Origin of the sequence: Lysinibacillus sphaericus, from assembly GCF_006864135.1 — a bacterium.
Classification (GTDB): domain Bacteria; phylum Bacillota; class Bacilli; order Bacillales_A; family Planococcaceae; genus Lysinibacillus.
Genome location: NZ_SADV01000008.1, coordinates 68,097 through 92,900 on the forward strand (window position 1 = coordinate 68,097; position 24,804 = coordinate 92,900).

Annotated in this window: 23 protein-coding genes, 1 other RNA gene, 1 pseudogene and 1 other annotated feature; of the genes and pseudogenes, 2 read left to right on the forward strand and 23 right to left on the reverse strand. The window is 37.0% G+C overall.

Annotated elements, in window-relative coordinates:
* From C7Y47_RS11805 to hisS, 13 genes are all read right to left on the reverse strand, one after another.
* Entirely contained in the window at window positions 1–1,329 is a 1,329-nt protein-coding gene (locus tag C7Y47_RS11805) for a PTS sugar transporter subunit IIC (protein WP_132356943.1), read from the reverse strand.
* A 46-nt stretch (window positions 1,330–1,375) separates the two neighbouring features.
* On the reverse strand, window positions 1,376–1,696 hold the full coding sequence (locus tag C7Y47_RS11810; protein WP_142508967.1) for a PTS lactose/cellobiose transporter subunit IIA: 321 nt from the start codon (window positions 1,694–1,696) through the stop codon (window positions 1,376–1,378).
* 13 nt (window positions 1,697–1,709) lie between these two features.
* A complete protein-coding gene (locus C7Y47_RS11815; protein ID WP_132356945.1) occupies window positions 1,710–2,021 on the reverse strand; it encodes a PTS sugar transporter subunit IIB in 312 nt (103 codons plus the stop codon).
* A gap of 291 nt (window positions 2,022–2,312) precedes the next feature.
* On the reverse strand, window positions 2,313–3,488 hold the full coding sequence (locus C7Y47_RS11820) for a GNAT family N-acetyltransferase (protein ID WP_142508968.1): 1,176 nt from the start codon (window positions 3,486–3,488) through the stop codon (window positions 2,313–2,315).
* Window positions 3,489–3,529: 41 nt separating this feature from the next.
* The gene (gene ptsP, locus C7Y47_RS11825; protein ID WP_142508969.1) at window positions 3,530–5,248 is read right to left on the reverse strand and encodes a phosphoenolpyruvate--protein phosphotransferase; all 1,719 of its coding nucleotides are present in this window, start codon (window positions 5,246–5,248) and stop codon (window positions 3,530–3,532) included.
* Window positions 5,242–5,511: an HPr family phosphocarrier protein gene (locus C7Y47_RS11830; protein ID WP_142508970.1), complete on the reverse strand. Its 270-nt coding sequence runs from the start codon at window positions 5,509–5,511 to the stop codon at window positions 5,242–5,244. The genes ptsP and C7Y47_RS11830 overlap by 7 nt, the downstream gene beginning before the upstream one ends.
* A gap of 17 nt (window positions 5,512–5,528) precedes the next feature.
* Window positions 5,529–6,248, reverse strand: a complete 720-nt coding sequence (locus C7Y47_RS11835) for a sugar isomerase domain-containing protein (protein WP_142509090.1) — start codon at window positions 6,246–6,248, stop codon at window positions 5,529–5,531.
* Between the two features lie 4 nt (window positions 6,249–6,252).
* Window positions 6,253–6,975 carry a GntR family transcriptional regulator gene (locus C7Y47_RS11840; protein ID WP_132356949.1) on the reverse strand — a complete coding sequence of 241 codons (723 nt, stop codon included), beginning with the start codon at window positions 6,973–6,975 and terminating at the stop codon, window positions 6,253–6,255.
* 31 nt (window positions 6,976–7,006) lie between these two features.
* Complete coding sequence (gene nagA / locus C7Y47_RS11845; protein ID WP_142508971.1) at window positions 7,007–8,164, reverse strand: N-acetylglucosamine-6-phosphate deacetylase; 1,158 nt, start codon at window positions 8,162–8,164, stop codon at window positions 7,007–7,009.
* A 141-nt stretch (window positions 8,165–8,305) separates the two neighbouring features.
* The gene (locus C7Y47_RS24925; RefSeq protein WP_185903471.1) at window positions 8,306–8,620 is read right to left on the reverse strand and encodes a hypothetical protein; all 315 of its coding nucleotides are present in this window, start codon (window positions 8,618–8,620) and stop codon (window positions 8,306–8,308) included.
* Window positions 8,621–8,751: 131 nt separating this feature from the next.
* A non-coding RNA gene (ssrS, locus tag C7Y47_RS11855) (6S RNA) lies at window positions 8,752–8,951 on the reverse strand.
* Window positions 8,952–9,089: 138 nt separating this feature from the next.
* The gene (gene aspS, locus C7Y47_RS11860) at window positions 9,090–10,859 is read right to left on the reverse strand and encodes an aspartate--tRNA ligase (RefSeq protein WP_142508973.1); all 1,770 of its coding nucleotides are present in this window, start codon (window positions 10,857–10,859) and stop codon (window positions 9,090–9,092) included.
* A 259-nt stretch (window positions 10,860–11,118) separates the two neighbouring features.
* Window positions 11,119–12,384 carry a histidine--tRNA ligase gene (hisS, locus tag C7Y47_RS11865; protein WP_142508974.1) on the reverse strand — a complete coding sequence of 422 codons (1,266 nt, stop codon included), beginning with the start codon at window positions 12,382–12,384 and terminating at the stop codon, window positions 11,119–11,121.
* A gap of 96 nt (window positions 12,385–12,480) precedes the next feature.
* Window positions 12,481–12,722: a binding site (T-box leader), on the reverse strand.
* A 162-nt stretch (window positions 12,723–12,884) separates the two neighbouring features.
* Between hisS and C7Y47_RS11870 the strand changes: the two genes are divergently transcribed.
* The gene (locus C7Y47_RS11870; RefSeq protein ID WP_142508975.1) at window positions 12,885–14,471 is read left to right on the forward strand and encodes an SH3 domain-containing protein; all 1,587 of its coding nucleotides are present in this window, start codon (window positions 12,885–12,887) and stop codon (window positions 14,469–14,471) included.
* 261 nt (window positions 14,472–14,732) lie between these two features.
* Here the strand turns inward: C7Y47_RS11870 and C7Y47_RS11875 are convergent, their stop codons facing one another.
* The 6 genes from C7Y47_RS11875 to C7Y47_RS11900 all read right to left on the reverse strand — a co-directional run bounded on the left by C7Y47_RS11875 (window position 14,733) and on the right by C7Y47_RS11900 (window position 21,686).
* Window positions 14,733–14,948, reverse strand: a complete 216-nt coding sequence (locus C7Y47_RS11875; RefSeq protein WP_142508976.1) for a DUF2642 domain-containing protein — start codon at window positions 14,946–14,948, stop codon at window positions 14,733–14,735.
* A 73-nt stretch (window positions 14,949–15,021) separates the two neighbouring features.
* Window positions 15,022–15,462: a D-aminoacyl-tRNA deacylase gene (gene dtd / locus C7Y47_RS11880; protein WP_132356955.1), complete on the reverse strand. Its 441-nt coding sequence runs from the start codon at window positions 15,460–15,462 to the stop codon at window positions 15,022–15,024.
* An 85-nt stretch (window positions 15,463–15,547) separates the two neighbouring features.
* Window positions 15,548–17,743, reverse strand: a complete 2,196-nt coding sequence (locus C7Y47_RS11885; protein WP_142508977.1) for a RelA/SpoT family protein — start codon at window positions 17,741–17,743, stop codon at window positions 15,548–15,550.
* A gap of 207 nt (window positions 17,744–17,950) precedes the next feature.
* The gene (locus C7Y47_RS11890) at window positions 17,951–18,865 is read right to left on the reverse strand and encodes a pseudouridine-5'-phosphate glycosidase (protein WP_142508978.1); all 915 of its coding nucleotides are present in this window, start codon (window positions 18,863–18,865) and stop codon (window positions 17,951–17,953) included.
* Between the two features lie 4 nt (window positions 18,866–18,869).
* Window positions 18,870–19,961, reverse strand: coding sequence for a carbohydrate kinase (locus C7Y47_RS11895; RefSeq protein WP_142508979.1), 1,092 nt, complete (start codon window positions 19,959–19,961; stop codon window positions 18,870–18,872).
* 468 nt (window positions 19,962–20,429) lie between these two features.
* On the reverse strand, window positions 20,430–21,686 hold the full coding sequence (locus C7Y47_RS11900; RefSeq protein WP_142508980.1) for an MFS transporter: 1,257 nt from the start codon (window positions 21,684–21,686) through the stop codon (window positions 20,430–20,432).
* 236 nt (window positions 21,687–21,922) lie between these two features.
* Between C7Y47_RS11900 and C7Y47_RS11905 the strand changes: the two genes are divergently transcribed.
* Window positions 21,923–22,369, forward strand: coding sequence for a MarR family winged helix-turn-helix transcriptional regulator (locus C7Y47_RS11905; RefSeq protein ID WP_142508981.1), 447 nt, complete (start codon window positions 21,923–21,925; stop codon window positions 22,367–22,369).
* A 352-nt stretch (window positions 22,370–22,721) separates the two neighbouring features.
* On the opposite strand, the pseudogene C7Y47_RS25640 reads toward C7Y47_RS11905, so the two are convergent.
* From C7Y47_RS25640 to C7Y47_RS11925, 4 genes and pseudogenes are all read right to left on the reverse strand, one after another.
* Window positions 22,722–22,850: pseudogene (locus C7Y47_RS25640) on the reverse strand (transposase); the annotation flags it as partial.
* 296 nt (window positions 22,851–23,146) lie between these two features.
* The gene (locus tag C7Y47_RS11915) at window positions 23,147–23,608 is read right to left on the reverse strand and encodes a hypothetical protein (RefSeq protein ID WP_142508983.1); all 462 of its coding nucleotides are present in this window, start codon (window positions 23,606–23,608) and stop codon (window positions 23,147–23,149) included.
* A gap of 96 nt (window positions 23,609–23,704) precedes the next feature.
* Window positions 23,705–23,974: a PqqD family protein gene (locus C7Y47_RS11920; protein ID WP_142508984.1), complete on the reverse strand. Its 270-nt coding sequence runs from the start codon at window positions 23,972–23,974 to the stop codon at window positions 23,705–23,707.
* Complete coding sequence (locus C7Y47_RS11925; RefSeq protein WP_142508985.1) at window positions 23,975–24,802, reverse strand: hypothetical protein; 828 nt, start codon at window positions 24,800–24,802, stop codon at window positions 23,975–23,977.
* Between the last annotated feature and the right edge of the window lie 2 nt (window positions 24,803–24,804).

Consider the following 24,804-nt stretch of genomic DNA (forward strand, 5'->3'; position numbering starts at 1 on the left):
TTACACTTCTACTTTTTGACTCTCTAATTTTGTAACTTGCTGTTCTTTTTGAGCCTCTGCTTCAGCAGCCCGTAGTTCATTCTGCTTTGCCATGCGGTTGGCCATTGAAATGAACGGTAAATAAATACATACCGCGACTACAATTAAGACAATACTAAGGGCAGCTCCTTGCCAAGATTGAGTTGCTAAGAAACCATTAATAATCGGTGGCGTTGTCCATGGTGGTGACACCGTAGCTGCTGGCACAAAGCCCCACTTCGTTGCAAAGAAAGCAATGGTTACGTTCACCATTGGTGTCAAAATAAACGGTACGAATAATACTGGGTTTAACACAATTGGAAGACCGAAAAGTAATGGTTCATTAATATTAAAAAGACCTGGTGCTGCGGACAGCTTTCCGACGGTATTATATTGCTTATTCTTTCTAGCAAAAATGAAAATGGCGATAATAAGTGCTATTGTCGTACCGGAACCACCCATATTGATGAAGGCATCAAAGAATGGTTTATTGACGATGTATGGCGCTATTTCCCCAGATGAAATTGCTTCAACATTTTTTTCTATAGCTGGTAAATTGATCGTTTGCATAAACGGTTCGATAATGTTAGCACCATGAACACCTAATGTCCATAAAAACGTAGGAATAAATGCTAAAAGTAATGCCGCAACCCATGAATTCGTTAAGCCCATAAACGGCTCTTGAACGGCTGAGTAGAACGAACCGACAATATCAGGAATATCAAAGCCTGCCGAAATAATTGTACGAACTAGAGCAAATAAACCAATTGTAATAATAGCAGGTAATAATGCGGCGAAAGATTTTGAAACAGCCGGTGGTACTCCATTCGGCATTTTAATTAGTAACTTAGGATTGCCAGTCAATTTACAAAATAATTCAGTTGACAGCAATGCAATAATAATGGCAATAAATATACCACCTGTACCTGTCGTTAACCCTGTTAATCCACCTTCACCAAAAGTACCGAACGTCAAATAAGTTGAAAAGCTGATCACACCGGCAGAAAGTCCATCCTTGTCGTAACTTTTTGCAAGATGGTAAGCAATTGTAAAGGCTAATAACAAAGAGATAATTCCAAATGTTGCTCCCCAAACATTGCCGCCCCACTGTGTCCAAGTTTCATGCTTCCAGATGGCATCGAGCGCATTTTGATAGAATTTGATAGGCAAATTATTAACAAGAACCGCAAGTGACCCAACAATTGTCAATGGCATGATTGTAATAAAGCCATCTCGAATGGCAACTAAATGACGCTGATTCCCTACTCTAGCTGCGACTGGTACAAATTTTTCTTCTAAAAAACGGAACATTTCACACACTCCCTTTACGTTTTTATTGTGACATCAAGGCTTGATGCTATTCCCCTTTGATTCGTTCGTACAACTCAATCATTTCAGTTGCTAAATCACGAAACGTGATGGCATTCATTAAATGATCCTGTGCGTGAATTAACAACATTGATACTTCTACTTTTTCTCCCCTTGCTTCTTGTGACAGTAGAGCCGTCTGAGAATGATGCGCTTCAATCAATGCTTCGTTAGCTACCTGTATTTTTTCCTTTGCTTCTTGAATCTGGCCATTTTTTGCTAGCTGGATAGCCTCCATACATTCACTTCTCGTATTACCACTATGCACAATCAGTCCCATAATGGATTCCATCAAAACTGTTTCTTCCATTGTCGCTGCCCCCTTAACCAATCAACTGTAACGCTTGATTTAAAACATTTTCGCCATTCATCATGCCGTAATCCGCCATATTAATGACATCAATCGGAAAATTCATTGCCTTGTATTTTTTTTCAAATGTTCCTTTTAAGTAACGTACTTGTGGACCTAGTAGCAGCACATCCACCGTTTTAGTAGCTAATACTTTGTCAACCTCACCTTCAGCAATCGCATAAATATCTGCCTCAATATTTTGTTCTTGTGCAGCTTTTTGCATCTTTGACACTAATAAACTAGTACTCATTCCCGCCACGCAAACTAGCATAATGTTTTTCATAAAAGCACTCCTTTTCATGATAAGATCGTCTTTTTAACTAACTTTATTTTTATGATTTTTTAACTATGAAATCGCTTTCTTATGATGAGAATAGCATCAATTGGTATATACCACAATATACTTTTTACACCATTTATTCCCTTATAGAAAGACTTTAAAAATTGGGCTATAACTCTGTTACAGACTACAGAATGGATTCACCTTACTGGTATAGTCCAGAAAAAAGTTCAAAAAAATTTAATTTTTCAGAACCAACTACATTCATACCTACTTTTTCAATATATACACGACTTAAAAGTATTCATAGAATGCGGGTTTATTAGAGGGTAACGCTTGCTGCCAGCGATCAATAATGTCTTCAGCCAATTCTTCATTTGCATACAAGGCAGCATCCTTTACAGAAAGATAGCCCACCATCATCGCTGAAAAAAGATTAATTGGTAATGTTAACATATGCACTTTTGGGCTAGAATTTGTCTCAATTATCGAGACATCTCCACTTTTATTTATTTTATATGCGTGCTCATTCCAGCTACAAAATATATCTTCAATTTGAATATATAACGGCTCCTGAATATCGCCCCACGGATAATGTTGCATGAACATCAAAGCATCTACTATTCTTACCATCACATCCTGAACGACTTCCTTTTTAAACTGTGGTTCTTTAAAATAAAAGCCAAATTGATGGTTGTTTGAAGTAACTCCTTTAATGTTACTCACACTCGCTGCATGAGACGTTATAAAACGCCAAATCGCTTGTTCTGCTAGTAAATCCTCAGCTATAAAATCATGAATCTCAAACGTTCCATCTTGAATGATATAGCGAATATAACCTGCAATACTATCATCCTTAAAATATGCCGCAAAATGACTATCAGGCATCCTTCTCTCTATTCTTTTCCACCAAGCATCATCTCGTAACATACTTCCATTATTGAACAACGCCTGTGCATTATGAAAATCTTTAATCGCCTGAAAAAGATCACGATCTGGCCACTCAAAGCTCATACGTTTTACTACGTCCAGCTGCTTTCCGAAAGAAGGAAACAGCATTTGCGGAATGGTGTAACATAGCTTTTCAACAAATAACTCCCAGCCGAAGTAACGATAAAAGGATACCGAAAATGGTGCTAACACAGATATGCTCTGCCCATTCTCTCGCATTTTCTTCAGGGCCTCTGTCATAAGCTTTTTGATAATACCTTGTTGCCGATACTCAGGATATGTTGCAACAAAACCAATTCCGCCCATCTTATAATTTTCACCATGAATTGTTATATTTAGTGGCAATATGAATAACTGTCCAACTACTTTATTTTCATCGTAAGCACCCAATGTTGTACTATGCTCAATCCAATAGTGAAAATCATCGCGCCGCGCACCCGTATACTTATTAGGAAAACAATAATCTCTTAATTGATGTATTTGTAAATAATCATTTGGCGGTATTATTGTTATTTCCATACGCTAGATCACCCCTTCTCCATACTGAATATTCGCGCAATTCAAGATAAACTTAATAGATTATTTTTGACATATTCCTCGACCTCTGAGGCCGTAGATAGTTGTAAAATGCGCTCATTATGTGGTGTTAGCTGATGTTTGGAAAGCTTAGCGAGATGTGCACGAGTCTTTAATATAGAGGAAGCACTCATGGAAAACTCATTTAATCCAAATCCTAGTAAAATCGGTAACGCTATTTCATCTGCTGCCATTTCACCACACATACCTACCCATTTTCCATGATGCTGTGCTGCATCAATGACATTTTTTATCAGTCTTAAAACAGCAGGATGATACGGTTGATATAAATAAGAAACATTTTCGTTCATGCGATCTGCTGCTAACGTGTATTGGATTAAATCATTTGTACCGATTGAGAAAAAATCTACTTCCTTTGCAAATACATCTGCAATGATGGCTGCCGATGGAATTTCAATCATCATTCCTACTTCTAACTTTTCAGATATAAGGTATCCATCACTCTTCAAACTTTGTTGTTCTTCAAGCAATATTGCCTTCGCCATTTTAAATTCGTCCAATGTAGCAATCATCGGAAACATAATTTTTAAATTGCCGTAAGCGCTTGCTTTTAGTAATGCACGAATCTGTACACGAAATATTTCTTGTTGAGTTAAACTAATCCGAATTGCACGATAGCCAAGAAATGGGTTCATCTCATCAGCAAGCTTTAAATATGGTAGATTTTTATCGCCACCAATATCTAATGTCCGAACAATCGTTGGCTTGCCTTGCATTTTCTCTAGTACACTTTTATATGCTTGAAACTGCTCCTCCTCAGTTGGTAGCTCCTGACGTTCCATATATAAAAACTCTGTTCGAAACAGGCCGATACCATCTCCGCAAGCATTGATGACCATATCCGCATCTTCAGGGTTTCCTATATTCCCTGCAATTTCTACTGAAAAACCATCTGCACTCAAACTTGGTAATGAACGATAGCGAAGAAGTTCTTCATTCTCCTCATTGTGTAAATTCTGTTGCTGCAAATAAAAGCTAGTTATTTCCGATGAAGCGTTGACAAAAATCTTGCCATTTGTCCCATCTAAAATAATTGGTGCTCCATGTTGAATACGTTCCGTGGCATTTTTCGTCCCAACTACCGCTGGAATCTCTAACGTTCGTGCGAGAATAGCAGAATGAGATGTTTTGCCACCATTATCCGTTATAAACCCTTTGACATACGTTGTATCTAGCATCGCAGTCATGGACGGTGTTAAGTCTTTAGCAACGATAATAACATCAGAGGTTAAACGATTCATATCAACCATTTCAACCCCTAACAAATGGGTTAATACCCGTTTAGATACATCTCGAATATCTGCAACTCGCTCCTGCATATAGACATTATCAAGCCCTTCAAACATTGCAATGAACAAATTCGATACTTCGTTTAATGCAAATTCGGCATTCACCCCAGATTGAATTTTCGCTTCAATAGATGAAAGCATTTCAGGATCTTCTAGCACTAATAGATGTGCCGCAAAAATAGCCGCCTTGTCAGCACCGAATTTCTCTTGCGCTATTTCATGGATTTCTTGTAGCTCCACTTTCGTTTTTACAATAGCTGCCTTAAATCTTTCTAGTTCAGCATGGACATCAGTAATCTTAACTTTTTCAAAAGTTAGATCTGGTTCCTTTAAACAATATGCATTTGCAAAGGCAATGCCTCGAGAAACAGCAATTCCTTGTATTTCTAACATTCCTCACCAATTCCTTTTGAAACCATTACTTCTGTTATTGTTTGAAAAAGCTTCTCGGCATCAGATCCCTTTGCTGAAATTTCTACAATGCTTCCAGGTGCTACCCCTTGTGCCATAACGCCCATAATCGATTTTAAATTGACCGATTTCTCTTTATAGGTTAACTGAACGTCACACTCAAACGGTGTTACAGCCGTTACCAGTAATGCTGCTGGTCTAGCATGTAGTCCCTCTGGCGCAGTTATTTTAAACATTTTCTTCATCTATATCCCTCCGCATGTCATTTAAAGTTAATACGATGTTGATAACTGGTAATCATAGCCTCATTATGAGACAAATCAGCATCAACATTATTACTTTTAAAAACTGGTAATATTTTGTCAGACAAAGCCATACTCTCTATGATTTCACTAAATAATGCATTTAAAATAAATGAACCGATCACTGTAGAGGATGGTGCATACTGTATGTCATGGTGATGCAGCAAACCATCTCCTATTGGTATATGCGTATCGATAACTATATCTACTACATCCTCTAAGCGCTGTCCACTTTGATGACGGGTCGGCTGTTCGCAATAGGCAAGAGATTGCAGGGACATGACTAGCACTCCTGTTTCTTTCGCTAAAAAAGCCACATCTAACGGTGCTTGATTTCGTCCGGATGTTGAAATAACAATGCAAACATCATGTTCATGAAAATCAAAATGATTTTTATACTGTTCAATGATAGTCGGGTCCTTCTCGTTTTTAGATGATGTCATTGCTCCTGCATGTAAAGTTAAAGGTTCAATAATGATAGGACGTACAGGTACAAGTCCTCCCGCACGATAAAATGCGTCCTGTGCTAAAAGATGAGAATGGCCACAACCAAATAATTGGACAATTCCTCCGCATTGAAGCCTTTTGACAATTAATTGTGCTGCCTCTTTTATTTGGGCATATTCTTGCTCCCTCACGACCTGCATTAACTTTTGTATTTCTAAAAAATATGCATCCATTGGATCACCTTTTAATTTCACTAATGAATTTGTATCGATCAGCTCGATAAGTACTTCGCACAAGCTCGAACGGAACTCCATCAGATAAATAACTTGTACGTTTAATAATTAACACAGGTGCAGTATGATTAATTTGCAAAAATTTACTATCCTCTTTTGGAACAATAGCTGCCTCCATTTGCTGAATAGCATTTCCAATTTTTTGATGGAATTTTGCTTCGATTAACGCATACAATGACCCCATTATTTTCTTTTCATCTAATTCTGGATATACTTTCACAGGAATATACGTTCTTTCGATTGCCATTGGCTTGGAATCTGCACTACGGATTCGTACAACGAAGAACACCTCTTCGCCCGGCTCTAACATTAAATCTCTAGCAATATCAATTGGTGGTACGATTTTTTCAAAGCGTAAAACTTTACTGCTTGGTTCCATCCCTCTAGCCCGCATATCCTCTGTGAAACTTGTTAATCCTTTTAGTGGTTGTTCTAATTTTGGATTAGCGACATATGTACCTCTCCCTTTTTCACGATACAGCAATCCGCTATTCACTAAATTTGTGATTGATTGACGAACAGTCATTCTACTAACATCAAACTGCATAGAAAGCTCTCGCTCAGAAGGTATATTTTCACCGATTTTGTATTCTTCTAAATAAATACGTTGTTTAATGATTTCCTCTATTTGTATATAGATAGGTATATGAGAATTTTTATCTAACAAGTGTTGCACCATCCTTATCGCCTCTTTACTTTCATTTCTCAAATACAACTTTACCCCGACAAATAGTTTTTTGTACATTTAAATGTTCATCAAGTAATACAAAATCTGCATCATATCCTTCTGCAATATGACCTTTCGTTGCAAGCTGTAATTGCTTAGCAGCATTCGTAGAGGACATTGCGACAATTTCCTGCAATGAGCAATCGGTAACTGCTTTTATATTTTTTACTGCCTGCTCCATCGTTAGCACACTGCCCGCTAAAGCCCCATTAGATAAATGAGCCCCATCCTTAGAAACATGAACGGTTTGACCACCTAAATCATAATCACCATCATGTAAGCCTTTTGCCCGCATCGCATCTGTAATTAAAATGATACCATTCGCTCCTTTCATACGATACGCTAGCTTTACAGCCTGAGGATGGCTATGCACGAAATCAGCTATAATTTCAGTCTTCACCTGATCTTCTAATAGCACTGCACCAACGACACCCGGTTGGCGATGATGGAAAGGGCGCATTTGGTTATATAAATGTGTGGCCTGCCTTACTCCCAATGCTACTGCCTTATCCACTTCCTCAATTGATGCGTCAGAATGGCCAATGGAAGCAATAACATTTAAATCTTTTAACGATTCAATAAACGTAAAGCCTCCCTCTACCTCAGGCGCAATTGTAACTTGTTTAATGCGTTGCTTACTTATTTTCTGCCAGAATGTAAATTGCTCAGCAGACGGTAATATAATGTATTCTATTGGCTGAGCTCCTGCCCGTTTTTTCGATACATATGGCCCCTCTACATGTATACCTAATAAGCTTGCCTCATCATCATTATTTTCAAATTGAGCAACGTTGGATAAAGCGCTTTCAATCGCTTCTATAGATTGCGTCATTGTAGTAGCAAGGAAGCCTGTAACGCCTTCTTGTACTAAAGAACGTGCCATTTGATGTAATGCTATTTGTGTAGCGTCCATCACATCATGTCCAGCTGAGCCATGTATGTGCATATCAATATAGCCAGGTAGTAGTATCCAATTTTTATCTTTGCCATTAATATAATGCTCAGCCTGATCAGATAAGTTATTACTTATTTTAATAATTTTACCATTATTAATAAATAAATCGCCCTTAAACGGTGCTTCATCATGATTGACTATCGTAACATTGGAAATTAAAAGTGTATGCTTCAAATAGATCACCCCCTAATCTTTTTTGAGGAGCTTGCTGAAGTTACCAAGCTATCATTCAACTTGGTATAGTTGTCTATACCAATTATATGACACTTTTACAAAAATAAAAAGTATTTTTTATATTTTCTAAATTTTTTAGTTTTATCGCCATAACTTGAGGTTAATTTCTGTTCCGACTGGGCGCTTTGTTGCTGTTGCTGTTGCTGTTGCTGTTGCTGTTGCTGTTGCTGTTGCTGTCGCTTTCGCACAGGATAAAACATTGTCGCTGACGCTTCGCTTTTGAGCAAAGCTTCCTGGGGGCGTCCGATGAGACCTACCAATATGTTGAATACGATCACATTGGATATTCGTATGTTCTATAATCTCGGAACGAACCCGTATAAATTCATTTTTCCATTCATTATCATAGGGCACAATTTTCACTTCATGCATTTTCAAGCCAAGAATCATTGTCATTTGTCCTCTACAATTAACAAATTTGTTCTATTATAAATCATCCTATGCAGTTGTCTTTTTGAATAACCATTTTTTCGCACTAAAAAAGGAGCTAATTTTATGCTCCTCTTTGTGGTTATTTACTATGTATGACGAATCCCGATTGTGCCGTTATGCCAAGAAACATTCGTCTTGAACCCGCAATTCGCAGGGGGGTGCCCGCTTTGCAGCTTTAAACGTCCCGCTCCGCGTGGGGCTTGTTTGCGACTACAAAATGAAGGCTCCCGTTTCTAATGTGTTCGGTCAAAACTGTTAAGTAGAGCTAGCAATTAGACAAACACATCAGGATTCGTATTACAGTAATAATAGCATCTTTTATCTGACAATTCAATCTATTTTCTTTAAAAAAATCTACCTCCTTGCGAAAACGCAAAAAAACCTAGATTCTCAACAAATTTTGCTAGAGAATCCAGGTATTTAGAAGTATTCATTATCTTTTAAATGTTTTAATTGCTAAATTTAGCTCATTCAATTGTTCTGAAGAAACTTCACTTGGTGCATTTGTTAATAAGCAGCTTGCACTTGCTGTTTTCGGGAATGCAATTGTGTCACGTAAGTTAGTGCGGCCAGCAAGTAGCATTACGAAGCGGTCAAGACCAAATGCTAAACCTCCATGTGGCGGTACACCATATTCAAATGCTTCTAATAAGTAGCCAAATTGGGCTCTTGCTTCTTCTTCTGTGAAACCAAGTAAATTAAACATTTTTTCTTGTAATTCACGTTCATAAATACGTAGTGAGCCTCCACCAAGCTCATAGCCGTTCAATACGATATCGTATGCTTGCGCGCGGACAGCTGAAGGATCAGTTTCCATTAATGGAATATCTTCATCAAATGGACGTGTGAATGGATGGTGCGCTGCATAATAGCGACCGTCTTCTTCAGAGTACTCTAATAACGGCCAATCTGTGATCCATAGGAATGCAAATTCTGATTCGTTGATTAAGCCTAAATCTTGACCTAATTTCGTACGAAGTGCACCTAAAGATGCTGCTACAACAGATGCTTTATCAGCAACGAATACTAAAATGTCGCCCACTTCAGCTTTCATTCGTTCGATTAATGCAGTTGCTAAAGCTTCGTCAAAGAATTTTGCAATTGGTCCGTTTAAGCCTTCTTCCGTTACTTTTAACCAAGCCAGACCTTTTGCTCCGTAAATACCAACGAATTTTGTTAGTTCGTCCATGTCTTTACGAGAGTATTTGTCTGCCGCGCCTTTAATGTTGATACTCTTTACTTGCTTGCCCTGTGCTACTGTATCAGCAAACACTTTGAAATTACAGCCATCAAAAATATCATTTAAAGCAACTAGCTCTAAGCCGAAACGTACGTCAGGTTTATCTGAGCCGTAACGATCCATAGCTTCTTGATATTTCATACGTTGGAATGGAGCAGGGATATCAATACCTTTTACTTCTTTCATAACTGCTTGGATTAAGCGTTCGTTCATTTCAATAATTTCTTCTTGCGTTAAAAAGCTTGTTTCAATATCAACTTGTGTAAACTCTGGTTGACGGTCAGCACGTAAGTCTTCATCACGGAAACAACGTGCGATTTGGAAGTATTTTTCGAAACCAGACACCATTAATAATTGCTTAAATAGCTGTGGTGATTGTGGTAGTGCATAAAATTCACCTTCATGAACACGTGATGGTACTAAATAGTCACGAGCTCCTTCTGGAGATGATTTAGTTAAAATTGGTGTCTCTACTTCTAAGAAGCCTTCGTTTTGTAAGAAGTTACGAATTGTACGAGTAACGTCTGAACGCATTTTGAAAGTGTCAAACATCACAGGACGACGCAAGTCAAGATAACGATATTTTAAACGTAAATCTTCGGATACATCTGTGCGATCTTCGATTTGGAATGGTGTCGTTTTTGCCGTATTAATAACGACTAATTTTGTTGCTTCTACTTCAATTTTGCCGTTTGGTACATTTGGGTTAATTTGATCTTCTGCGCGAAGAATAACTGTCCCTTCTACTTCAATTACGTACTCACTACGCACTTTATCGGCTAGAGCATGTGCTTCTGCAACATCAGGACTAAATACTACCTGAGTGATTCCAGTACGATCACGTAAATCAATGAAAATTAAACCACCTAAGTCGCGACGACGTTGTACCCAACCTTTTAGTACGACTTTTTCGCCTTTTAATGCTTCTGAAAGTTCATTACTAGCATGTGTTCTTGTTGCCATTATTTAATTCCTCCAAAATTTATTTGGCTCATCACCATAACTTAGGGTTGATTTATCCACATGACATACGTTTTCATAAAATGTCATCCCCCATTTTCGGTGATGAACCGTTTGTTTTACTTATGTAGCATACAGTTCCTACTAAGTAGTGAATGGATGCCAAGGAAAATTTGCAGTTCATTAGATGAATTATCTGTCCAAATGACGAACAGATAATCCTGTATTGATTTATAAACGATTTATGTTTTAACAGATTCGCTTATTGTTTTAATAGATAGTTCACTAACTCTGAGAACGCTACTTTTTGTTGTTCACCTGATTCCATATGTTTAACAGTAGCTACTTGCTCTTCAAGCTCCGTTTCGCCTAAAACAATCGTATATTTTGCACCTAAACGGTCTGCTGATTTCATTTGAGCTTTCATTTTGCGATCTAAATAATCCATTTCTGTGGAAATGCCCTTAGCACGGAAGGTACTTGTTAATTCTACAGTTTTCAGCTTCGCTTCTTCGTCCATAGCAATCATATAGACGTCGAGTCCTGATGCTGTGTCTAATTCAACACCTTCAGCTTCAAGCGCAAGTAACAAACGCTCAATACTTAATGCGAAACCGATACCTGGTACTTCCGGTCCACCAATTTCTTGTACAAGGCCATTATAGCGACCCCCACCACAAAGTGTAGTAATGGCTCCAAAGCCAGAAGCCGTTGACATAATTTCAAAAGTCGTATGATTGTAATAATCAAGACCTCTTACAAGATTTGGATCGACCTCATACGAAATTCCCAATGCATCTAAATAAGTTTTAACTTGAGCGAAATAAGCTGCTGACTCCTCTGTTAGGAAATCAGTTAATGCAGGTGCCGATTGCATTAATGGGTGCTCACGGTCTACCTTACAGTCTAAAATACGCAGTGGATTTTTTTGTAAACGATTTTGGCAGTCTGAACAAAACTCATGAATATGTGGTTCGAAGTGTTGTAACAGTGCTGTACGGTGTGTATTACGTGTTTCTTTGTCACCAAGTGAATTAATGACTAATTTTAAATCCTTTAAACCTGCTGATTCATAGACATCCATTGCTAGTGCAATAACTTCTGCATCAATCGCTGGGTCAGCTGAACCAATTGCTTCTACTCCAAATTGAACAAATTGACGGTAGCGCCCTGCTTGTTGACGTTCATAACGGAACATTGGTCCTAAATATGAAAGCTTTACTGGTTGATCAGGTGCACCAAACATTTTATGCTCAACATAAGCACGAACTACACCAGCTGTATTCTCCGGACGTAATGTTAACGAACGGCCACCGCGATCTTCAAAAGTATACATTTCTTTTTGAACAACATCTGTTGTTTCACCGACACCACGTGCAAATAAATCTGTTTGCTCAAAAATTGGTGTGCGAATTTCATTGTAGCGATAGACACGACAGATATCACGGATAACCGCTTCTATCTTTTGCCATTTTTCTGATTGACCAGGCAAAATATCTTGTGTCCCTCGTGGCACTTTAAAACTCATAGAAAAACCTCCTTTATAAATTGCTTATGAGCAAGCTGTCTTCTGGACTTCTCTCGTTTTTTGTCCACAAAAAAAGCCCTCGCCTCCTTGCGTTTTGCAAGGGACGAGAGCTGTACAAGCTTCCGCGGTTCCACCCTAGTTGACGCATCAAATTCATGCGTCCTCCTCCTAATCGGATAACGGCCGATTCCGTTTTTTCCTACTAAGCATTACTGTTCAGAAAAAAGCCTCTCAAGTGTTATTCACAATATACATTTTTGTAGGAAAGATTTCAGCCTAGGTCTTTCCCTCTCTTCTCCAATAGAGGTATATGCTACTTGCTTGGTCATAAGCGGTTAATCATTTTTTGATTACCCTTTATGTTAGTCACAACAAAAGGCAATGTCAACTGTTTTTATTTTTTTTACAATACATTCGATAAAATAACAAATTCCATTACCTTTTTCCCACGAATTCTATTACTAAAGCATGGTAAAATAGCACAAGATAGGAGGAATCTGATGAGGACAAAACTTTTAAATATTAGTATCATCTTCGTACTAGTGTTAATGATCGCGATTCCAAGTATGAATAATATTCAAAGAGCACTAGCAGACACCAGTGATTTAAAAGTAACTGGAACGATTCTTTATTTACGTGAGGGACCTGGACTGTCTTATCCAATCATTACGACATTAGATGAGGGTGATTCGCTAACTTCTATTAGTCGTGAGGGTGACTGGATTCAAGTAAGAGCAGGCGATTACGAAGGCTGGGTAGCATCTTGGCTAACAGCTTCAATAAATGATAAACAAACGGTTGATAAAACGTTGATTTCACAAGTCGATCGTCTAAATATTCGTACTGAGCCTGACATATCTTCAGCAGTTCTTGGACAATTATCAATAGGCAGCCAAGCTAAACTCATTGAAAAAAATGGCGAATGGGCAAAAATAGATTGGAACGGACTAGTTGGATGGGTATCTACAGACTATGTTACAATCAATGACCTACCTGAAAAAAAGGTTACGGCTGAGGCTGATGAACCTAAAGTTGAGGTATCTACAAAAAAAATCAACAAAGATACAACATTTACAGTTTTAGTGGATTCACTTAATGTGCGCCAAAATCACGACTTAAATGCTAAAAAAATAGGAACAGCTTCAAATGGACAAACCTTTAAAGTGCTGGCTCAAGAACATAACTGGGTAAAAATTCAATATAACGATAATAAAGCAGGTTGGGTTTATAGCTTTTATGGTACTTTTTCAAATAAAGAAAAAACGACATCAAAATCTGCTTCTTCTTCCTCAGAGCTTGAATCTGTCACAATCATTTATAATGGGACAAACCTACGGACAGATTCAACAACAACTGCTGATGTTGTTGCACGTGTAGATGCTGGTGAAACCTACCCTATTGTAGGTGCTAAAAATGATTTTTATGAAATACAAGTAGATGACAAAACTGCATTTGTAGCGAACTGGGTCGTTACTACTACTTCGTCGAGCAAAGCTACTACTGCTATAAAAAAAGATAAATCTGAACCACGCAAGAAAGGTACTTTAAATGGGCTAACGATTGTCGTAGATGCTGGACATGGAGGAAATGATCACGGCACTACCGGACAACGAGGCACAAATGAGAAGGAAGTTACATTGAAAACGGCATCTCTTCTTGCTTCAAAGTTGAGTGCTGCTGGGGCAAATGTTGTCATGACTAGAGAATCTGATGAATATATTGCACTCCGTAAACGCGTATCAATTGCGCACCAGTATGAGGCAGATGCTTTTATCAGTATTCATTATGATGCAACAGACGATAGCTCCATTAATGGCTTCACCTCATATTATATGAACAGTAATCAACAAGGTCTTGCAGAGGCAATAAATAAAGGACTTTCCAATAAAATCGATTTAAAGAATCGTGGTACCCAACAAGGAAATTATTTAGTTCTACGAGAAAATCGTCAACAAGCTGCCCTCATTGAGCTAGGCTACTTAAGTAATGGTAGTGAGGAACGTGTTATTACAAACGCTAAATTCCGTGAACAAGCTACTCTAGGTATCTACCAAGGTATTTTAAATTACTTTAACGAAGATCAATAAAAATCCATTATACCTCTGCATAATGGATTGTGAGATAAATTAATAATAAGCTGCAAAGGACAGTAGACTAGTACTTCCCTTGCAGCTTATTTATTTTTTACTAGTTATAACTCTTCCTCGATAGAAGTTATGGAACTGAATCAATTCTAAGTTATGGCATTTGGTGTTTACCCTCAGTTTTCACTGTCAAGTACTTACACTTGCTAAAACGAAAAAAGGCCTCCAACTCACATTCTAAGAGTATAGAGGTCCTTTATGCGCTTATTTTTTCATTGTTGCTAGCGTAACCCATACAATTTCCTTCATACTTATGAATAATGGCGTACGGTTAACCCCTAAAACAATATCATCAGGTAATACAGAAATTAATTTTCCTTGCTGAATATTTTTCTTAGTTTGCACTACAATTGCCTGATCAATCATCATATTAAGAGTTTCATATAAATATGGATTTGATATGCTTCCTATCTGCGTCATCCTTAATACACTTCCTTCCTACAAAACTAACCATACTATTTAATGTATGAAGGAATCATAGGAAATGTACCATTTATTTAGATTCAAGAAGTATGGTGATAGGGCCATCATTTGTCAGTGCCACATCCATCATTGCACCAAATATTCCTTTTTCCACATGTAAACCGTGTTCACATAAGGCATTATTAAAAGCCTCCCATAACGGTTCTGCAACTTCTGGTCTTGCGGCACTTGTAAAACTTGGACGATTCCCCTTTTTCGCATCTCCATACAATGTAAATTGTGAGACGGATAGAATAGCCCCTCCATGCTCTAAAATAGAATGATTCATTTTTCCATCAGCATCTTCCCAAAGGCGGAGATTTGCTACTTTTTTCGCTAAATATTCAACATCCTCTTGCGTGTCCCCGTGTGTAATACCAACCAGAAGAACATAACCGCTATCAATAGCTCCCGTTACTTTTCCGTCAACCGTAACAGAGGCTGCTTTACTACGTTGTAAAACTACTTTCATTTTTTAAAACCTCAATTCTCCTATTGTATGCACCAGAAGTTCCATTTTCGGTACATAACAAAGTTGCTTCTGCCCAACCATCCAATTAGTTAATAACACGTTGTACTGAATATATATCAGGTGTTTGCTTAATACGTTCCACTACTTTATGCAAATGCGAAATATTTGAAATCGAAATCGTTAAATGAATCGTTGCCATTTTATCACGATCTGCACGACCACTCACTGCTAAAATATTCGTTTTCGTTTCGCTAACAATTTGCATGATTTCATTTAAAATTCCTGGTCTATCGAAGGCTGAAACTTCAATATCGACAGGGTATTCTTTTTTCTCTGGAGTAAGTCCATGTTCCCATTCAACTTCTATTAAGCGCTCCTGCTCATCATCAACTTGAATATTTGGACAGTCCGCACGGTGTACTGAAACACCTCTTCCTTTCGTAATGAAGCCTACAATTTCATCTCCAGGAACTGGCGTACAACAACGTGAAAGTCGAATAAGCATATTGTCGATATCTTTTACGATAACACCCGATTCTGTCCGTTTTTGTGGAATAGGATTTTTCATTTTTTGTTCAATTTTTTCTAGCGCTTCTTCCTGTTCACGCTCTTTGCGACGTTTTTCAGCTAAGCGATTTACAACTTGCTGAGCTGTAATTCCATTCATACCAACAGCTGCATATAAATCTTCTTCATTTGTATAGTTGAATTTTTCACAAACTCGCTTCAAATTGTCCGCTGACATTGTTTCTTTTACATCAAAACCTTGAGCACGGATTTCCTTTTCTATCATCTCTTTACCTTTGATGATATTTTCCTCACGAAGATGACGTTTGAAAAACTGCTTTATTTTATTTTTCGCCTGTGAGGATTGGGCTATTTTCAGCCAATCGCGACTCGGACCAAATGATTGCTTAGACGTTAAAATTTCAATAATATCTCCCGTTTTTAACGGTGTATCAAGTGGCACCATTTTACCATTGATTTTCGCGCCAATTGTACGATTTCCAACTTCTGAATGCACACGGTATGCGAAGTCGATAGGTACAGAGCCTGCTGGTAATTCAATGACATCTCCTTCAGGCGTGAAGACATAGACCATATCAGAGAATAAATCAAATTTTAAAGATTCCATAAACTCTTCAGCATTAGAAGATTCATTTTGGAATTCTAAAATTTCTCGGAACCACGTTAATTTTTGGTCGACATTTTGTTTTTCATTATCAACTTTTTTACCTTCTTTATACGCCCAATGCGCTGCAATCCCGTACTCGGCAATTTTATGCATTTCCTTCGTACGAATTTGAACTTCTAGCGGGTCACCATAAGGACCAATTACTGTTGTATGCAGGGATTGATATAGGTTTTGTTTTGGCATCGCAATATAATCTTTAAAACGTCCTGGCATTGGCTTCCATAATGTATGCACAATCCCAAGTACGGCATAGCAATCTTTAATACTATCGACAAGTACACGAATGGCTAATAAATCATAAATCTCGTTGAATTGTTTCTTTTGTAACACCATCTTACGATAAATACTGTAAATATGTTTTGGACGACCATAAACATCTGCTTCAATTTCAACATCTGTAAGCTGTGACTTCATCTCACCCATTACATTATCTAAATATGCCTCACGCTCATCACGTTTTTTCTTCATAAGACTGACAATGCGATAATATTGCTGTGGATTTAAATAACGAAGTGCCGTATCCTCAAGCTCCCATTTAACAGTCGAAATCCCAAGACGATGCGCAAGTGGTGCAAAAATTTCAAGCGTTTCTTTAGAAATACGGCGTTGTTTTTCGGCAGGTAAATGCTTTAACGTGCGCATATTATGTAGGCGGTCTGCCAGTTTAATCAAAATGACACGAATATCCTGCGCCATAGCTACAAACATTTTTCGATGATTTTCTGCTTGTTGCGCTTCTTTAGATAAATATTTAATTTTCCCTAGCTTTGTTACACCGTCTACAAGCACCGCAACCTCTTCGCCGAATTCGTGAACCAAATCGTCACGCGTAAAATCCGTATCCTCAACAACATCGTGTAAAAAACCAGCCGCAACTGTTGCAGGATCCATTTGCAATTCAGCTAAAATACCAGCTACTTGAACAGGATGAATAATATACGGTTCACCTGAGCTTCGGAATTGCTCAATATGGGCATCCCTTGCTAATTCATATGCTTTTTTCACGAATGCGACATTTTCCTCATTCATGTAGGATTTGACTAACTCAAAAACGTCCTCGGGAGTCAAAATTTGCTCTTTCGCCATAACATGTCCACCTTGCTCGTCAAATTTTTCAGATTAGATATAAACTTAATTGTATAAAATATTATGGGCTATTGTAAAGTAACTGTGTCATTTTGTTTAGTTATTCTCGTGAACAATGTGAGAAATGGGAAATATATTCTAGGAAATGAATAAAAAGACCCTTTGCGAATGTATCCGCAAAGGGTCTCTTTCTATATCCGTAGTTAATTAGCTTAACTTATTATACGCTACAGCAATTTTTGACCCAACTATCGCATTATTTTTTACTAATGCAATATTGGCATCAAGGCTTTTACCTTCTGTTAATTCTTTAACTTTTCCAAGTAAGAATGGTGTCACGTTTTTACCGTGAATACCGTTTTCTTCTGCTTCTACTAAAGCTTTTTCAATGATTCCTGTAATGAATGAATTCTCAAGAGCTTCAGTCTCTGGAATTGGATTAGCAATGACAGCTCCACCTTTTAAGCCTAATTGCCATTTGGCACGTAGCATTTCTGCCACTTCCTCTGGCGTATCAATCTTGAAGTTTACATCAAAACCACTTTGGCGTGTATAGAATGCTGGTAGCTCATCTGTACCGTATCCAACAACTGGTACACCTTTTGTTTCAAGATATTCTAAAGTTAAACCAATATCTAAAATTGACTTAGCACCCGCACAAATTACAGCAACATTTGTTTGCGCTAATTCTTCTAAATCTGCTGAAATATCCATTGTTGTTTCTGCACCACGATGTACGCCACCGATACCGCCAGTTACAAAAATTTCAATATTAGCTAGCTCAGCACAGATCATTGTTGCTGCTACAGTTGTTGCTCCTAATTTTTTTGTTGCTAAAAGATAGCCTAAGTCACGACGAGATGCTTTTGCTACGCCTTGAGCATTACCGAACATTTCAAGTTCTTCATCTGATAAACCAATTTTAATTTTACCATCGATTAAAGCAATTGTTGCTGGTACTGCACCATTATCACGAACAATTTGTTCTACTTCACGTGCTGTTTGAACATTTTGTGGATATGGCATTCCGTGAGAAATAATTGTTGATTCTAATGCTACGATTGGTAAGCCTTTTGCTTGTCCTGCTTTTACTTCTTCTGATAATACGATGAATTCTTTCATGTTGTTATTCCTCCATTTCACTGTTTAACAAATCAACTGATAGCTCAGGTCTTACTGTATATTGGGATGCAAGCGTATTTTTGGCATTCGTTAAGCCTGCATCAATACATGTTGCAAAGGATTGCCCAGTAAGCCAGCTGTGGATTACAGCACTTACAAAGGCGTCCCCGGCACCTGTTACATCTTCAATTTTTTCTATAGCTTTCGCCGCGTAATGACTTGGCTTCGTTGTAACGGAAGCTGCATACACACCCTTGCTACCCGCTGTAATAATTACCTGGTCAGCACCTAAAGTAAGAAGTTGCTGTAAAGCCTTTTCATAATGCACAGAGTTTTCGATTTTATGACCAACAATCGTCTCTGCTTCATCTGTGTTACAAATAAACCATGTTACACCTTGCAACGTATCAGGTAATCGATTCATTTTTGGCGAAGATACCGGTACGATGACAAACGGAATGTCACGGGCAATTGCAACCTGCTGTATGTAAGCCACTGTTTCCTTTGGACAGTTCAAGTCCATAATAAAGCAGCCTGCGTTCATGAGCATTGCCTCATGTTTTTTTAGCAAACTTGGCAATAAAAGATCATATACTTCCATATTTGCTACCGCTAATGCTAGCTCGCCCTGCTCATCCATAATCGCAGTATAGGAACCAGTTGAAGCGTCTGGTAACTGCTCCACATAACGTAAATTCATAAATGGCTCTGAAGCTTCTTGGATCACTTGCCAATCAGCATCTTTACCGGCAGTAGTCAGCAATGTTACTTGATGATTTAATCTGCCTAAGTTTTCAGCAATGTTTCGTCCAACACCACCTACACTAAATGAAGAGCTTGCAGGATTGGATGTACCAAACTGGACATTCCCCTTCACATGAAATTTTCGGTCAAGATTGGCTCCACCGATACAAATGATTTCATTTTCCTCAGGCAAAATATACGCACGGCCTACAATTTTCCCCTGTTTCGTCAAGCTCGATACTAAATTAGCAAGGACTGGTCGAGACAGATTCATCTTATCGGCCATCTCTTGTTGAGACATAAACGGATTCTGGCGAATTAATGCAAGGACCGCCTGTTCCCTTTCATTCATAGCATCACCTTTTGTTATATTTGTTTATATTATAAACTTTTGTTTGGTCAGTGTCAAAAATTTTTTTAATGAAAAAAGTTGAAATCAATATGATATAGGCTTCAACTTTTTAGTGATAACTATTGCCTCAATGGAATTAAGGTGTCGTGTATAGAAGGGGTGCGAAAGCGAAGTGTAACGTAGCAACAGCAACAAATGTTTGCTGCGTGTGAAATCAATAGCGGCGGAAATTCGGGTTTTGCGGCGTTCTTTTCTTGGTTAGCGGCGCAATTTTATGCTTTAGCGGCGTTCTTCCTTCGGTTAGCGGCGAATTCAAATATTAGCTGGACAAATGTTTTCTGTGTGAAAGCGAAGCGACAGTAACAAATGTTTTCTTTGGAAAACGAAGCAATAGTGAAATAGCTGACAAATTTTTGGGAACCGACGATAGTCAAGAGTCTCGCTCTAAGCAAAGCGAGTAACTAGTTATCAAATATTGGCATGATGAGGCGCTTGTTTTTTCACGATGATGACAAACAAACTTGCCAATGCACAGAACATTCCAGCAAGGAAAAAAGCCCAAGTATATGAATTGAAAAACTTATAAATGAGGCCTCCACCATAGGCAGCAACTGCAGCTCCTGCTTGATGTGATGCGAAAATCCACCCATAAATAATGCCACTTTTATTCGTACCAAAAATTTGTCTAGAAATACTAATCGTTGGAGGTACTGTAGCAATCCAATCTAATCCATAAAATATTGTAAAGATTGTCAGTAAAGTTAGCGACCCTTGCATTAATGCATACGGGAGTAAAAGCAGAGACGTTCCTCTTAAAAGGTAATACCAAAACAATAACCATCGATTATCAAAACGATCAGACAGCCACCCGGATAAAGTAGTCCCTACAAGATTAAACACTCCCATAAAGGAAAGAAAGGTTGCAGCGGTTACTAAAGGGACACCAAAGCTAATACAGTAAGAAACAAAATGAGTACCAACTAACCCACTAGTTGAAAGTCCACAAATAAAAAAGCTTCCCGCTAATAGCCAAAATTCTTTCTTCCTTATTGCCTCAAATAAACCATTAAAAGCAATACTAATCGGATTTTTCTTATGATTCTCTTGTTGCACTTCTAGATCTTCTTCCAGTCCATAAGGAAGAATCCCTATATCCTGTGGTTTATTTTTCATAAATATTGAAATAGCGACGAACATAACAATACTTAGAATAAGCATTAATCCAATCGCCCATCGCCAAGAATAATATTCAATAATAATCGCCAATAATGGTAAGAGAATTAACTGCCCTGTTGCAGTACTCGCCGTTAAAATTCCTACTGCCAACCCTCTACTTTTCACAAACCAATGATTAGCTACATAAGGACTTAACACCGTTAAAAAAAGACTTGCTCCTAAACCAATAATACCGCCCCATATAACGATTAACTGCCATGATTGAGTCATGAAAAGCGTAAGCATCATGCCAATGAATAATGTAGCCATCGCACCTAGCATCATTTTCTTTAAACCCGCTATTTCTAGTAACGCCGCCATAAACGGACCCGAAAAACCATATAAAAATATACTCACTGCAAAAGCTAAAGCAATTATAGATCGATCCCAATTAAATTCTTTTTCAAAGGAGTCTATAAAAACTCCTGATGACGACATTGTAATCCCTGCAACAATAATTGAGAAAAAGGTTACGACTAAAATAAACCAGCTATAATGAATACGCCTCATCTTGACACCTTCAATTCTTATAAGATTTTTTAATATGCTCTTTAATGAAAAAGATTACAGCTCAATTATATGTATATGCATGTAATACTAGGGTAAATGACTTCCTAAAATCATGTATATACATATATAATCTTAGTAATCACTTTTATCACTGTCAAGAAACATTTTCCAAATTAACAAAATAAATCAATAGGGCTACTATAATAGTGAACCAACTCGAAAAGGGGTACGGAGCAATGAAGAATATAAATTATACACAAATATGTGTATGTGCAAACCTTCGAAAAAAAACGCGGCTCGTGACACAATTTTATGATAATTTACTACAGCCAACTGGCTTAAAAGTTACACAATACTCAATGCTAGCAAATATTGATCTTCAACAAGCAGTTTCCATTAGTCGACTAGGTGAAATTTTACTGCTCGATCAAACAACCATTACACGTAATATTAATTTGTTAAAGCGAAATGGCTATGTAGATTTAACAAGAGATCCGCAAGATGCTCGAGCAAAGGTCATTACACTAACTGATAAAGGGGTTGAAAAATTAAACGAGGCTGCTCCAATTTGGCAAGATATCCAAGAAAGAATTATCAATGATATCGGCTTAGAAAAATACAATGATTTTTATGAAACATTGAAAATTATCCAAAAAATAATTCAATCTTATGATGAAGAATAAAAAACGAACCTAAACAAAAGAATCCATTTTGAAAAATGATTGTTCAAAATGGATTTTTCATATTATTATGTATGCCAATAAAGTATAGCTCTTCAACAAAACGTGGGGTTGATTTCCGTTCCGGCTGGGCGCTTTGTTGCTGTCGCTTCGCTTTCGCACAGGATAAAACATTATTTTTGACATATTTTCATTTTCTCCTTTTTGCTTGCAAAAGGATTGTGATTCACAATTCCTTTGGTCATTGGCTCGATCATTTTAAATCGTCAATTAAACTAATGTATTCTTGTACTGCATTATCTGTACTTAAAAATGTGGTTGCTATCATATAATTAAGCTCCTTTATTAATCGAATTAATCCCGATAGTTTTATAAGTTGGCATGGATTTTCATAAAGTGAGAAGCTTCCTACTTCTGATAGCAACTCAACTATTGTCGCGTCTCCTAAACCAGGAACTGAAAACAGTATTTCATATTCAATTGTTATTTGTGCCATTGCTGCTAATTAATCAAAGTATTAGGCTTTTATTTCTGTCTAAAGCGAACTTCGGTATAATGAGTGGTTTACTATCATCATCATATCTTATATAACCACATTTCTTCATGAAATCGTCAGTAAGTCTAGAATTCCCCAATGAAGGTATTCTTATCACATTCAAGATTTCTATCTATAACAAATATCCTTGGATTTAACCTTTAGTCCTTAGTTCTCCTACATATCATGTACTCGACCACCTCTGGTTTGCAGCCATATCAATCAAATTCAAAACTATTTTTTCACTAGTTTTCACCTTCGAAAATTGGCTCCAAGTAATACTGCGGGTATGCCTCCATTAAGTTCAAGAGAAATCTATTTTCTGTAACGAATGTTATTTCATGACGATGTGTATTATTTTTGATCCACGCTATTGTATTATGTACATTAAGAGTACTCACTGATTTTTTTAAAGTATTATCAGAAAGGTTACTTTCTAAAATATCTTTATTTGATAAAATGCTATTGAATAAGGTACTCTTACCTCCATTAGGCGTGTAATGATTAGAGTTAAATAGTGCTTTTGATTTTACTCCAGCTTTACCTACTTTTAAAAATATTGAGTCAATCTCAAAAATATAAATACCAACAGCACCATTTGGGAGAGAATTAGGATTATGTGGTGCAGGTAAGTGAGAATAAGAAAAATCGTTAATAGATAAGCTAAACTTTCTACAGAACTCGGTTAAAAAACGAAAAGTAAACATAATTATTTGGTACTTTTTATAGAATATAAAATAAAAAAGCTGAACCCATATAATTACAGGCTCAGACTTTAGCTTCTAATTAAAAGCCTAATAAAATTAAATATTTTTAATGGCTTTTTTTTCATATAAAAATTCAACGAATTGGATTATCTCTTCTTTGTGAGAACCTTCTTCTATGAAATATTCCGCCTCTATCTGTTCTATGACTTGACCTAAATTCTTGTTTCCATCAATCAATTCCCAAATATTGTTAGCTGTATCATTTAGTTCGAACGCAGCCCCATCGCCAAATAATACATTTTTTTTTGAAATATTTCTAACTCTAAAATTCAAATTCTGCTTGAACACAATATCTTCTGTAAACATTTACATACCCCCCAAATTTTTTCCTGCTTTATTAACAACATTATTTATGAAATATAAACAATCTTCTATTTTTTTTTCATAAGTTAAATCTGTGTCACCACCAAAATATAATTCATTAAATTGCATTAATATTTTTTGGGATTCATTATCTAAATCACTATGTTTTTTTAAAAGTGTATAAGCCCATTTTTCTCTGTCCAATGAAATTTTCCTACTATATAGATAGACTGAAACGGCCGTAATAAGTGTATTTTTAGCAAGTATAAGACTTGTTTCTTGTTCACCTTTAATTAGATTACCCATTATATCATCATACGTATTATCAATCGTATTAATATAGCATCTTGCCATTAATCTAAAATAGTTATCCATATTAATTTCTGCTTTATATTCGCCATACATATGCTCATTGTAAATTGGTTCACTTACAATAAACCTATGTAAAAATGAAGATAAATGCTCAAAGTCAGTACCATCTATTGATAATAGGTTTAATGTTCTTTTTGTAGAATCACTAAAATCTATTGAGTTAAGCTGTTTTAACAATGAATTAACAGTAGAAAGTGACCAATATTCTATGTCACAACCTATGCCCTCAATGTCTTCAAAGGATATCTTTAAAGCATTATGGTCATAAACAATACTTGGATCACTCTTCAACCTCTCAAAATCATTTACAACTACGAATACATCCAAATCTGATTTTGTATTTCCAATCCCTTGTATAAGTGATCCGCTCAAAAATACAAAGTCATTTGAACAAAAATTAACCTTTTCTAAAATCTTTTCTTTAGCAATTTTTTTAGATATTGGCAATAGTTCTATCATTA